Raw genomic sequence first — 11,087 nt, 5'->3', positions numbered from 1 at the left:
GTGCGAAGAAAGGGGATAGTTGTAGAAAAGACAAAGGTGTAGTATAATAATTGACAATCTGTAAAATATCGGAAGGCCTTGTGGCGAGAATCATCTGCTGCATATTGGGTCGGGAGCAGCAACCAAATGGGAAGGAGAAGTGAGCACTCATGGAAATTGATGTATTTGTCAGCCATCATACCGCGTCCTCCTTGCATATTGTGGAAGGTATTGTCAATAAATTGGAGGCCGACGGCGTTCGCTGCTGGTATGCGCCCAGAAATACAGAGGGCGCGTATGCCTCCAGCATTGTAAAGGCGATCAACCAATGCGCAATTTTTCTCCTGATCCTGAATCGTCAGGCATCGGAGTCTGTTCATGTGCTGAACGAAATCGACATGGTGAGCCGCAGACTTACCCGGAATGAAGAAGTAAAGATTATCCCATTCCATGTAGCCGATGATGAGATCGGTGAGGAGGCCCAGTATTACTTGGGCCGGCTGCACTGGATCGATGCTATGACGCCGCCCATGTATAAGCGCATCGATGAGCTGGTGGAGCGCCTGGAGATGCTGCTGGGCAAGAAAAAGGGAGAGCGTACACAGCAGACGCAAAGCCCCGTCCGTCAATATCGACTGCTGGCCCGTATGCCCCAGGCCAGAGATGTATTTGAGGGCAGAGAGACACTTCTGGAGCAGATTCACGCTCACCTTGCTCAGGGGAAACGCTGCATCTTTCTGGAGGGGATCGGCGGTATCGGGAAGAGCGAACTGGCAAAGCAATATGCGTTAAGATTCCAAAAGGAATACGAGCAGACGCTGTTTGTCAGCTATCAGGGCAGCCTCCAGCGCTTGGTTTGCGACGAAGAGGCGGTCTCCATTGAGAATCTGGAGCCGCAGAAGCCCACAGAAGATGAGCGGGCCTTTTTCCTGCGGAAGCTGCGGGTGCTGCAGAGCATTACCAGTGAGAAAACCTTGCTGATCGTAGATAATTTTGATGTGGATGGGGACCCGGACCTGGACAAATTCCTGGAGGGCAGCTACCATGTGATCTTTACCACCCGCAATGCCCATCCGGGGTATCCGGCGCTCCGGGTGGAGGCCATGCAGGATTTTGATGTGCTGCTGGACATTTTCCAGAAAAACTATGGCGAGTGTGTGGAAGAGGGCGACAAGGACAGCCTGAAGAAGATTTTTGACAGGATTGCCTGCCACACTTATACGGTGGAACTGATTGCCAAGCAGATGAGCGCCAGCTTTCTCAGTGCGGACGAGATGTTGGCACTGTTGGAGCAGGGAGATATGCAAAGCGGACTGGCGGAGACCGTATCCGGCCGACAGTCTGTAAATACCGCTTTTGGGCATATCTGCTCAGTGTTTAATACCAGTAACCTGAGTGACGAGGAGAAGCAGATCCTGCGATGCCTGTCTCTGATGGGGCACAGCGGTGTGCCTGCGGTCCGTTTTCGGGAGTGGATGGATCTGCCTTCCTTTGAGCCCATCAATCAGCTGATCCGCAAGAGCTGGGTGCTGAAAGGGGCGGAAAGACGGATCTCTCTGCATCCTCTGGTGATCGAGGTGGTCCATGCGGTTTTACGGCCTGATGTGGATCAGTGCGGCAAATTCCTGGACAATATGTCCCGGTTCCTGTTCACTGCCTGGCTGCGGCCTTATCAGGAAAATCTGGCGGTTACCGACAGTGTGCTGGCTCTGGCGGATTATTTTCCGGAGCCGGATACCCGGGCAATCGATGCCTTTGAGCCGATCTCCGGCTTTCTATGGCAGGTCGGGCGTTTTGATGCATCTATTGAAAATGCCCATCGTTTTTATGATGCCTGCCGCAAACAGCTGGGAGAGGACAACCCCATGACCGGCTACGCGGCGAAAAATCTGGGAGGATGTTACTTCAACAGCCGCCGCAACAAGGAATCCATCCCCTGGTACCGACTGGGACTGGAGCTGATGCTCCGCAGCGGTATGCCGGAAAATGAGGATCTGGCCATGGCCTATGAAAAGGTGGCCCGTTGCTATACCTGGGAGTACGACCAGGACTTTGACAAGGCGCAGACCTATTTTCAACAGGCTCTTGCCATTCGCCAGCGCAACATTGCAGCCCTGGAGCGGGGAGAAAAGCGGGATATGCTCATGAAAAATGAGCAGTATGACCTGGCACTGGCTCAGGAGCGGGTGGGCGAGACCTATATGGAAATGGGGCGGATGTACCAGAGACAGAGAAACTATCAGAAGGCGCTGGAATGTACCCTGTTGCATGAGCAGACACTATCAGAGCGAAACCCGTCAGGACTTGCTTATTCGCTGTACGATCAGGGCGTATCCCATTATCACCTGGGTCTGGAAGCGGAGGCGGATGGGCGCGGAGAGGATGCACGGGCTCAGTGGGCACAGGCGGAAGATAAACTTGTCCGGGCCCTGGAAATCAACCAGCATATGCGGGGCGCCCTTGCGGCGGATACCATTGAGAATCAGGAGATGCTTGGCGACCTGTATGCCGCGCAGGGGCGCTATGGCGAGGCCTCCAACGCTTATATGGCGGTTATTTCCATGGTAGAAAAACTGTTTGGAAAGGATTCAGACAGGATTGAGTCGGTAAAGCAGAAAATGGATTTTTTCGGGGCGGATACTTAAACTGCAAAAAGCCACCTGCGCACCAAAGGGCGCAGGTGGCTTTTATTATCATGCGGTTGAACGGAATGGTGTGAGATCAGCCGGGTGGGGCATAGTTGGCCAGCCAGTTGAGAAAGGAGGATAGGGCGGGGGTGACCAGCTGGCGGTCCCAGGCGGCCACCAGATCAAACAGATGGCTGGAGGGCTGCTCTTCCTGTTCCAGTGGGATAAAGACCACGCCGGGATGCTGCCGGAACTGAAAATCGCTCATCAAGCCGTAGCCGTTGGGGTCGATCTGGAGTTGAAGCAGCACGGACTCGTGGCTGGTCAGCCTGCGGGTCTCTGACGGGCGGAAGTGGTGCTCCAGAAAGTAGTTCAGAATGCTGGCATAACCGTTGGGGCTGACGTCGGGCCGCATGGTGTAGTAGGTGGCCCCCGCCAGATCGGCCAGCCGGAGGGTGGTCAGGCCAGCCAGGGGACTTTGCTTTCCTACCAGCACGAACAGGGTGCCGTCCTCCAGCTTTTGAGAGGCCAGACGGGGCTGATCCAGCAGCTCAAAGCTGACGGTGAAGGCGCCGTCCAGCTTTCCATGGACAAGGGTGGGGACCAGCGTGCCGAATTCAAACCAGTCCAGAGTGACGGAAATCTGGGGAAAGTCCTGGCAAAACCGACGGAGCAGGTCCGTGATCTCGGTGGACAGGGCGCTGAATGCACCAAAGTGCAGCTTGTCCGGCAGCGGCGCGGCGTCCTGCCGGAGGGCGGCGGCGGCATTTTCCATCCGCTCCAGCAGATCAGTGGCCTCCCGGTAGAAGCGGGTCCCGGCGTCTGTCAGCCGGACCATACGGGTGTCCCGCACAAACAGATGGACCTGCAGCTCTTTTTCCAGCTGGTGGATGTGCTTGCTGACGGCGCTTTGGGCCAGATAAAGCTCCTTTGCCGCGGCGGTGAAGGAGCAGTGATCGGCTACCGCCAGAAAGGTTTTTAATAATTTATCATCCATAGAGCGCTCTCTCCTGTATGCCTCTATCTCAATTTGGAATGGGCTTATCTGCAATCATGATTTCTCTTTGGGCGGGAACTGTGCTTTAATGCAGGTACCATAGACAAAATTAGGGAGGAATCACGGTGCTGAACAATTTACTGACGGTAACCGGGCAGGTGGCCACGCTGTTTTTGATGATGGCAGTGGGATTTGGCCTGGGAAAGATGAAAAAACTCTCCTCCGCAGGACTGAGCCAGATGTCGTTTTTGCTGCTGTACATCGTATGTCCCTGCGTCATGATCGAGTGTTTCCAGGTGGAGCGGACGCCGGAGCTGGTGCAGCAGCTGTGCGTGGGCGCGGTGATCGCTGTGGCCTGCTATCTGGTCTACCTGGCGGTATCCATGCTTTTCTTCCGGAAATGTCCGGCGGATACCCGGGACAGCCTGCGCTTTGCCATGGTGTACGGCAATGTAGGCTTTATGGGAGTCCCTCTGGTGGAATCCATCCTGGGCAGCGAGGCACTGGTGTATGGCGCCCTCTCCCTTGCGGCCTTCAACCTGACCACCTGGACGCTGGGTGTGGTCATCATGGGAGGCAAACAGGCCTTTTCTATCAAAAAGGCCATCATCAACCCGGGTGTGATCGGCCTGGCGGTGAGCCTGGTAATCTTTTTCGGCGGATTTCGTTTCCCCGACGCAGTGTCCTCTACCATCTCGTTCCTAGGCGACCTGAACACGCCGCTGGCCATGATCGTCATTGGCGCGCAGCTGGCCGCAGCTGACCTGGGGGGCGCCTTCCGGCAGCCGGTGCTCTATCTGGCGTCCTTCCTTAAGCTGATCCTGGTGCCCGGGCTGACGGCGCTGGTCCTGCTGCCCTTTGGACTGCCCGCCGGACTCTACTGTGCCCTGGTGCTTCTGGCCGCCACCCCGGTGGCCGGTACCACCAGCATCTTCGCCCAGCAGTTTGGGCGGGACACGGTGCCCGGCGTGCAGGTTATTACCCTTTCCACCCTGCTGTCTATCATCACTCTGCCGGTATTTGCGGTCATTGCCAAGACCATCAGCGGCTTTTAACACAGTGTAACACATTTCAGGGAGGCGGTCCATTGGACCGCCTCCTTTTTGCATTTATTGGATCAGCTGCAAAAAGGCCAGCGTCAGCTGGATCCGCATCCGCTCGCTGCCGTCCTCCAGATGCAGGCCGAAGCGCTCCTTGATTTGCCGGATGCGGTAAAACAGGGTGTTCTTATGGATAAACAACTCATCTGCCGCTTTGTGGGGGGTCTCAGCGTATTTCAGATAACTGGACAGGGTAGCCAGATACTGGGTCTGGTTGGCATGATCGTACTCCGCCAGGCGGAGCACAGCGGGATGGCAGAAGGAGCGCAGGGGGGCATGGCGTGACAGTAGCTCTCCGATATGATAGGGCAGGTAGTCCCGATAGCAGTAGACCGTCTGGCCGGGATTGACCCGGCAGCCCAGTTCGAAGGCGGCCAGGCTTTGCTGGTAGGCCTGACGGAGTTCCAGCAACGTCTGAAAACGGCCGCTGATGGCGGCGGAGAGCTTATTTTTGGACAGATATTCCAACAATCCGTCATTTAAGGCTTCCTCCGCGTAGCTATCGGCGGGATAGGTAACGAAATAGACGATTTTATTGTCATAAATGACCCAGCGGCTGTTAGGCAGCAGGGAATGGAGCGCTTCCGATACCAGTCTGGCTTTTCGATCAAAAACGCCGAAGTGCTGATCGAACACCGTGATGATATACATACTGTTGCTCAGCACCCAGCCCAGCTGGGCGCTGCGGACGGTGGCGGTCTCTCCGTCAGTTACATCGCCGTTGAGCAGGTCGCCCAGCAGCACGCTGTGCTGCAGGTTGACGTTGGTGCCGTAAAAATCATTTTTCTGCATATCCAGTGCCACCAGCCGGCAGAGGAAATGGACCAGTTCAAAGTCGTAGCGGTGAAACGGCCGGTTGCAGTCCATCACGCCGATCTGGGCTACTTCGATGCCGTCGGAGTACACCAGGGCGGTAATCCAGCCGTGAGCAGCCTCCGGATCCTTCCGGTAGTAAGGATAGTGGAATTGCCGGGCGTGTTCGTACAGCTTGACCCGCTTCATGGCCTGAATATTGGCATCCAGCATATAACCGATATCCTTCTGACGAGCCAAGTCGGCCCGCTGAAGGGCCAGGTCGGCATTGATGGCCAGGATTTTATAGCTTGTGTCTACTACGATCAGTGGGTTGCCCAGTACCCGGTAGGCGCAGTCCAGCAGGTGCTGAAGTCCCCGGCCGGTGGATAAGGCGCCTACCAGTTCTCCGCAGGCAGACTGATAGCGGTACTGCTGGGCCAAGCTTTCGCTGACCCGCCGGATCACATAGTCAGGGGGACTGGAGGTCCAAACCAGATTGACCCCCTCCCAGGCGGGCAGCTGACTGTCATCCGGCATGGGGCCGGTGCACAGATAACTGATACCGAATCGGGGGGAAGGCAGATGTTCCAACGGCCCCACATAGAGAACCCCGATCTCCGGCGCGTCGTTATGATCGGAGGCAAAAAGGTATCGATCTCCGCGTGACGGTCAATGGAACGCAGCCAGACTACGTCTTCAAATTTCGACTCCTCCAGCAGACGAAACAGTTCCAAGCATACTTCCCTCCATCCTGGTTCCATTGTGCTGAAGCACAAATGCGCCGCGCATTTTACCGGGTCAGTTTACACTCCAGCACATTTTGAATCGCTTTTTATTATAGTACAATACACCACATGAAAGCAAGGAAAGTTGCTGAATCTATTCAAAATTAACAATGGAGGGTATAAAAATGTCTGCATCTGTGCGTGAAGAAGTAAAGGCCAAGCTGATCCAGCGGGCAGCGCCCCTGTTTGGGAAAAAGCCCGAAGAGCTCACCGAGGACCTGCGTTTTGTGGAGGATCTGAACGCGAAATCCGTCCATTACTCCCAGATCACCACCTTCCTGGAGGACGAGTTTGACGTAGAGATCCCCTACATGACCTTCCGCCGGAAGAAGACCATCGGCGAGGCCATTGAGTATGTGTACGATCTGGTCGAGAACGGCTAAAAAAGCGAGAGGAGCTGAATACCATGGCAGAGTGTCCCAAGGGTGAATATGTAGTCAAGAAGGAAGTGTTCGGCGGCGAGGAGCTGGAGGCCATCTACCGGGTGGCCCGCAAGCCGGTGGCCAATCAGGAAGAGATCGACCTGGCCACCAGCGACGACCCCATGGCCCGGATGGGTCAGGGCTTCTGCCCCGCTTTCAACCAGCGTGTCTATGAGGCCGCCCCCGGCATCCTGTGCGAGCAGGACGTTCCCGTGAAGATGCGGGACGGCGCGACCATTTACTGCGATATCTTCCGTCCCAAGGATGAGAGCCGCACTTATCCCGCCATCGTGTCCTGGAGCTGGTTCGGCAAGCGCCCCGGCGACGGCATGAGCGAGTGGCAGATCATGGGCGTGCCCCCTCACACCGTCTCCAAGCTGGCCAAGTTCGAGAGCCCCGACCCCATGTACTGGTGCTACCAGGGCTACGCGGTGGCCAACGTGGACGTGCGGGGGGCCGGCCACTCTGAGGGCGACGTACATATGTTTACTCACCAGGACCGGGAGGACGGCTACGACTTCGTGGAGTGGCTGGCCGTGCAGCACTGGTGCAACGGCAAGGTAGGTATGTCCGGCAACTCCGGCGTTGCCATGCACCAGTGGGGCATCGCCGCCATGCAGCCCCCCCACCTGGCCTGCATCGCTCCCTGGGAGTGTACCACCGACCTGTTCCGTGAGAGCCTCTACGAGGGCGGCATCCCCGCCCTGAGCTTCAATGAGTTCATTGCCGCTCAGGTCACCGGTACCGGCGGCGTGGATGACCAGGTGGCCATGGCCCGCAAGTACCCCTTCATGAACGCCTACTGGCAGGACAAGATCGCCGACTGGGCCAGCGTGAAGATCCCCGTCTATCAGACCGCCGGCTGGAGCCACTTCCACCTGCCCGGCTCCATCAACGCCTGGCGCCGGTGCAAGAGCCGCCGCAAGTGGCTGCGTATCCACCGGGACTTTGAGTGGCCCGACACCTACACCCCCGAGAATCTGGAGGATCTGAAGCGCTTCTATGACCGCTATCTGAAGGACATCCACAACGGCTGGGAGATGACCCCCAAGGTGCGTGTGGACGTGATGGACGCATTCGATCTGGATCATGATGACCGCCGTCCCGAGACCAGCTTCCCCCTGGAGCGCACCCAGTACAAGAAGCTCTACCTCAACGCCGCCGACACCAGCCTCCAGACCACCCCTGTGGAGACCGAGAGCCAGATTTCCTACGACGGCAACACCGGCAAGGTGGAGTTCGACATGGCCTTTGACGAGGATACCGAGCTGACTGGCTATATGTACCTGCGCCTGTATGTGGAGGCCGATGGCCACGACGACATGGACCTGTTTGTCAACATTCAGAAGGCGGACGCCTCCGGCCGCTGGATTCCCTGGTTCACTCTGAACGAGCCCCACCCCGGCGCCTGGGGCAAGATGCGTGTGTCCCGCCGTGAGCTGGATGAGAAGCTGTCCACCAAGTTCTGCCCCGTGCTGGCCCAGAAGCGGGAGCTGAAGCTGTCCAAGGGCGAGATCGTGCCTGTGGACATCGCTATCGTGCCCTCCAGCCGCTTCTGGCACAAGGGAGAGCGCATCCGGGTCCAGATCGCCGGCCGCTACATCCGTGAGGGTTGGTTCGAGCCCCTGGCCTGGGATACCGACAACCACGGCAACCACATCATTCACACCGGCGGACAGTATGAGAGCTTCCTCCAGGTGCCCATGATCCCCACCAAGTACGACTACTACATGGACATGGGCTTTGAGAGCAACTGATTGATAGAAAGGCGTGGAGTGTGGTATGGTAGTGGGAATTGGCACTGACATCGTGACCAAAACGGAGCTTCGGCCGGAATGGCTGAAGCCGGAGGACCCCTTCTGCCATGCCACCTTCACAGCCAGGGAGCAGCGGGAGGGAGCGGAGCGCCGGGACCGGCACAGCTACTTCTGCGGCCGGTTTGCCGCCAAAGAGGCGGTGTTCAAGACCCTGGGCCTGCCCACCGACACCAGACTGCCCCTCCGGGAGATTGAGATCCTGGGCGGTGATCTGAGCGCCCCGGCGGTGCGCCTCCACGCCAGTGCAGCGGAGGCTGCCCGCCGCCGGGGGATTCGCTCCATCCTGCTGACCCTGACCCACAATGCAGATTACGCGGTTGCCTTTGCCCTGGCGCAGGGGGGACCGAACAGCAATGAGGAGGAACTATGGCAAACCTGATTCAGGAACTGATTCAGAAGGCGGCTCAGAACCCCAAGCGGGTGGCGCTGCCTGAATGTGAAGCAGAAAAGACCCTGCTGGCCGCCCGTGCGGTGCTGGACTCCGGCATCGGTATGCCTGTGCTGGTGAACGATCCCGCCGTGATCCGGGAGACCGCCGAGAAAGCAGGGGTTTCCACCGAGGGCATGGAAATTGTGGACATCACCGACGAGGCCGGCCGGGCCGATCTGGCCGCCCGCTTCCCCAAGGAAGAGATGATGCTCAGCGAGAAGGCCTGCCTGCGGAAGATGAAGAACCCCATCTACTATGCCATGATGCTGGAGAAGGTGGGAGATGTAGACTGCACCTTCTGCGGCCACACCAATACCACCGGCGACGTGCTGCTGGCAGCCCAGACTGTGATCGGGATGCAGGAAGGTGTGGAAGTGCCCTCCATCTTCGCCCTGATGGAGGTGCCCGGCTTTGAGGGCCCTGAGGGGGACCGCATTGTGCTTACCGACTGCGGCCTGAACCCGGCCCCCACCCCCAGCGAGCTGGCGGGCATCGCCATTGCCACCTGTGACAATGTGAGGGCCCTGATGGGCTGGGAGCCCAGAGCGGCCTTCCTGTCCTTCTCCACCCTGGGCAGCGGTGCCGCCGACAGTGTGGACAAGATCACCGAGGCCCTGCGCATTGCCCAGGAGCGCCGCCCCGACCTGAAGCTGGACGGTGAGTTCCAGCTGGACGCCGCCCTGGACCCGGCGGTGGCAGCCAAAAAGCTGGGCCGGGAGTCCTCTGTGGCAGGCCAGGCCAACATCCTGGTGTTCCCCGAGCTCAACGCCGCCAACATTGCCGTCAAGCTGATCCAGCGCTTCGGCCACGGCAAGGGCTACGGCCACACCCTCTCCGGCTTCCAGAAGCCGGTGGCCGACTCCTCCCGCGGTTCCAGCGTGGAGGAGATGACCGGCGACATCGCCATGGTGGTCATTGCTGCCGCCAATCAGTAAGAGAACAGGAGGAACACCATGGGATACAAGATCTTTACCCTGAGCCCCGGCTCCACCAGCACCAAGCTGGCGGTTTTTGACGGGGAGGAGCGTATTTTCAAAGCCAACGTCACTCACGATCCCGAGACCCTGAAGAGCTTTGCCAAGGTCAACGATCAGCTGCCCTACCGGGTGGAGACCATTCTGGCTGAGCTGGGCAAGGAGGGCATCTCCCTGGAGGAGATGGACGCCTTCGCCGCCTACTCCGGCGGCCTGGAGTCCACCCCCGGCGGTATTTTCCCTGTGAATGACAAGATCATTGCCGACTGCACCAAGCCCCGGATCTTTGAGCACCCCGCCATTCTGGGCGCTCAGATCATCCAGCGCTTCAGCCAGCAGACCGGAAAGCCCGCCCTGCTGGTCAATCCCCCTGACACCGACGAGTTCCAGGACCTGGCTCGTGTGTCCGGCATCAAGGGCATTTACCGGGAGAGCCACGTCCATGTGCTCAACCAGAAGGAGGTGGCCATGCGGGCCGCCAAGGAGCTGGGCAAGACCTACGAGACCAGCAGCCTGGTGGTGTGCCATGTGGGCGGCGGCCTGTCCATCACCGCCCAGCAGAATGGCCGCATCATCGACGGCAACGATGTGCTTCAGGGCGAGGGCCCCATGGCCCCCAACCGCTCCGGCAACGTGCCTCTGATGCCGGTGATCCGGATGTGCTTCTCCGGGGAGTACAGCCAGAAGGAAGTGGAGAACAAGGTCAGCAAGACCGGCGGCTGGCTGGGCCTGGCCGGTACCGACAGCGCCCTGGAGCTGGAGCGCCGCATTGCCGAGGGCGACAAGTGGGCGGAGCTGGTCTTTGACGCCATGGCCTATCAGCTGGCCAAGAACATCGGCAGCTATGCCTGTGTGCTCCAGGGCAAGGTGGACGCGGTGGTCATGACCGGCGGCGTGTCCAACAGCAAGCGGTTTGTGGACAAGGTCAAGGAGTACGCCGGTTGGGTGGCTCCCTTCATTGTCTACGGCGGCGACTTTGAGATGGAGGCCCTGGCCAGCGGTGCCATCCGCTACCTGACCGGCGCCGAGGCCCCCAAGGAATACACCGGCGTACCGGTGTGGTCCGGCTTTTCTTTTGAACCCTGAGGTAAGTTCCGTGTAACAGAATCAGCGCAGGCAGCGGCGCTTTTGAACCCCATGACCCATTTCGGCGCCGGATAT

The 11,087-nt window shown here is 58.6% G+C and carries 9 protein-coding genes; 7 read left to right on the top strand and 2 right to left on the bottom strand.

From position 1 onward, the window contains the following. Positions 1 to 149 precede the first annotated feature (149 nt). Positions 150 to 2,624: a toll/interleukin-1 receptor domain-containing protein gene (locus B5G06_RS00635; RefSeq protein ID WP_087187176.1), complete on the top strand. Its 2,475-nt coding sequence runs from the start codon at positions 150 to 152 to the stop codon at positions 2,622 to 2,624. Between the two features lie 76 nt (positions 2,625 to 2,700). Here B5G06_RS00635 and B5G06_RS00630 read toward each other — a convergent pair whose 3' ends face one another. Further along, positions 2,701 to 3,603: a LysR family transcriptional regulator gene (locus B5G06_RS00630; RefSeq protein ID WP_087187175.1), complete on the bottom strand. Its 903-nt coding sequence runs from the start codon at positions 3,601 to 3,603 to the stop codon at positions 2,701 to 2,703. 125 nt (positions 3,604 to 3,728) lie between these two features. On the opposite strand from B5G06_RS00630, the gene B5G06_RS00625 reads away from it, so the two are divergent. Further along, positions 3,729 to 4,658, top strand: coding sequence for an AEC family transporter (locus B5G06_RS00625; protein WP_087187174.1), 930 nt, complete (start codon positions 3,729 to 3,731; stop codon positions 4,656 to 4,658). Positions 4,659 to 4,712: 54 nt separating this feature from the next. On the opposite strand, the gene B5G06_RS00620 is transcribed toward B5G06_RS00625, so the two are convergent. Continuing rightward, positions 4,713 to 6,089, bottom strand: a complete 1,377-nt coding sequence (locus tag B5G06_RS00620) for a PucR family transcriptional regulator (protein ID WP_087187173.1) — start codon at positions 6,087 to 6,089, stop codon at positions 4,713 to 4,715. A gap of 319 nt (positions 6,090 to 6,408) precedes the next feature. Here B5G06_RS00620 and B5G06_RS00615 point away from each other — a divergent pair, with 319 nt between their 5' ends. The 5 genes from B5G06_RS00615 to buk are packed head-to-tail and all read left to right on the top strand — an operon-like array spanning position 6,409 to position 11,012. Then, entirely contained in the window at positions 6,409 to 6,666 is a 258-nt protein-coding gene (locus B5G06_RS00615) for an acyl carrier protein (protein ID WP_242955287.1), read from the top strand. A gap of 23 nt (positions 6,667 to 6,689) precedes the next feature. Further along, positions 6,690 to 8,462 (top strand): CocE/NonD family hydrolase, encoded by a 1,773-nt coding sequence (locus B5G06_RS00610; protein ID WP_087187172.1) that lies wholly within the window; start codon positions 6,690 to 6,692, stop codon positions 8,460 to 8,462. A gap of 25 nt (positions 8,463 to 8,487) precedes the next feature. Continuing rightward, the gene (locus B5G06_RS00605; protein WP_087187171.1) at positions 8,488 to 8,901 is read left to right on the top strand and encodes a holo-ACP synthase; all 414 of its coding nucleotides are present in this window, start codon (positions 8,488 to 8,490) and stop codon (positions 8,899 to 8,901) included. Next, a complete protein-coding gene (locus tag B5G06_RS00600; protein ID WP_087187170.1) occupies positions 8,889 to 9,887 on the top strand; it encodes a phosphate acyltransferase in 999 nt (332 codons plus the stop codon). The genes B5G06_RS00605 and B5G06_RS00600 overlap by 13 nt, the downstream gene beginning before the upstream one ends. A gap of 18 nt (positions 9,888 to 9,905) precedes the next feature. After that, entirely contained in the window at positions 9,906 to 11,012 is a 1,107-nt protein-coding gene (buk, locus tag B5G06_RS00595) for a butyrate kinase (protein ID WP_087187169.1), read from the top strand. The last annotated feature ends 75 nt before the right edge of the window (positions 11,013 to 11,087 follow it).

The sequence above is a fragment of the Flavonifractor sp. An52 genome (genome assembly GCF_002159385.1).
Taxonomy (GTDB): Bacteria; Bacillota; Clostridia; order Oscillospirales; family Oscillospiraceae; genus Flavonifractor; species Flavonifractor avicola.
Note: the sequence above shows the minus strand (reverse complement) of the source record. Positions and strands in the feature narration are given on the sequence as shown.